This window comes from Vibrio sp. 10N.247.311.51, from assembly GCF_041467855.1.
GTDB classification, from domain to species: Bacteria; Pseudomonadota; Gammaproteobacteria; order Enterobacterales; family Vibrionaceae; genus Vibrio; species Vibrio coralliirubri.
This window is the reverse complement of the sequence record NZ_JBFSVK010000070.1, coordinates 1-1,773: the sequence shown is the minus strand read 5'-3', so window position 1 is coordinate 1,773 and position 1,773 is coordinate 1. Positions and strand designations below refer to the sequence as shown.

The following is a 1,773-nucleotide window of genomic DNA, read 5'->3' as shown; positions in this document are numbered from 1 at the left end:
AGTCTCCCACCTATCCTACACATGTAGGTTCAATGTTCAGTGCCAAGCTGTAGTAAAGGTTCACGGGGTCTTTCCGTCTAGCCGCGGGTACACTGCATCTTCACAGCGATTTCAATTTCACTGAGTCTCGGGTGGAGACAGCGTGGCCATCATTACGCCATTCGTGCAGGTCGGAACTTACCCGACAAGGAATTTCGCTACCTTAGGACCGTTATAGTTACGGCCGCCGTTTACCGGGGCTTCGATCAAGAGCTTCGACCGAAGTCTAACCCCATCAATTAACCTTCCGGCACCGGGCAGGCGTCACACCGTATACGTCATCTTACGATTTTGCACAGTGCTGTGTTTTTAATAAACAGTTGCAGCCACCTGGTATCTGCGACTCTCGTCTGCTCCATCCGCAAGGGACTTCACTGATAAGAGCGTACCTTCTCCCGAAGTTACGGTACCATTTTGCCTAGTTCCTTCACCCGAGTTCTCTCAAGCGCCTTGGTATTCTCTACCCGACCACCTGTGTCGGTTTGGGGTACGATTCCTTACAATCTGAAGCTTAGAGGCTTTTCCTGGAAGCATGGCATCAATGACTTCACTACCGTAGTAGCTCGACATCGTATCTCAGCGTTAGTAGCGGTCCGGATTTACCTAAACCACCCGCCTACGTACTTGAACCTGGACAACCGTCGCCAGGCCCACCTAGCCTTCTCCGTCCCCCCATCGCAATTGTAAGAAGTACGGGAATATTAACCCGTTTCCCATCGACTACGCCTTTCGGCCTCGCCTTAGGAGTCGACTTACCCTGCCCCGATTAACGTTGGACAGGAACCCTTGGTCTTCCGGCGAGGGAGTTTTTCACTCCCTTTATCGTTACTCATGTCAGCATTCGCACTTCTGATACCTCCAGCAGCCCTTACAGACCACCTTCAACGGCTTACAGAACGCTCCCCTACCCCACATACCCTAAGGTACGTAGCCGCAGCTTCGGTGTATAGCTTAGCCCCGTTACATCTTCCGCGCAGGCCGACTCGACCAGTGAGCTATTACGCTTTCTTTAAATGATGGCTGCTTCTAAGCCAACATCCTGGCTGTCTGAGCCTTCCCACATCGTTTCCCACTTAGCTATACTTTGGGACCTTAGCTGGCGGTCTGGGTTGTTTCCCTCTCCACGACGGACGTTAGCACCCGCCGTGTGTCTCCCGGATAGTACTTACTGGTATTCGGAGTTTGCAAAGGGTTGGTAAGTCGGGATGACCCCCTAGCCTTAACAGTGCTCTACCCCCAGTAGTATTCGTCCGAGGCGCTACCTAAATAGCTTTCGGGGAGAACCAGCTATCTCCAGGTTTGATTGGCCTTTCACCCCTAGCCACAAGTCATCCGCTAATTTTTCAACATTAGTCGGTTCGGTCCTCCAGTTGATGTTACTCAACCTTCAACCTGCCCATGGCTAGATCACCTGGTTTCGGGTCTAATCCTAGCAACTGTACGCCCAGTTAAGACTCGGTTTCCCTACGGCTCCCCTAAACGGTTAACCTTGCTACTAAAATTAAGTCGCTGACCCATTATACAAAAGGTACGCAGTCACACCACGAAGGTGCTCCTACTGCTTGTACGTACACGGTTTCAGGTTCTATTTCACTCCCCTCACAGGGGTTCTTTTCGCCTTTCCCTCACGGTACTGGTTCACTATCGGTCAGTCAGTAGTATTTAGCCTTGGAGGATGGTCCCCCCATATTCAGACAGGATATCACGTGTCCCGCCCTACTCGTTTTCACTGAT

Annotated in this window: 1 rRNA gene; it reads right to left on the bottom strand. The window is 51.5% G+C overall.

Annotation, left to right across the window (positions count from 1 at the left end):
- Positions 1–1,773: ribosomal RNA gene (locus tag AB6E85_RS25780) — 23S ribosomal RNA — on the bottom strand; the annotation flags it as partial.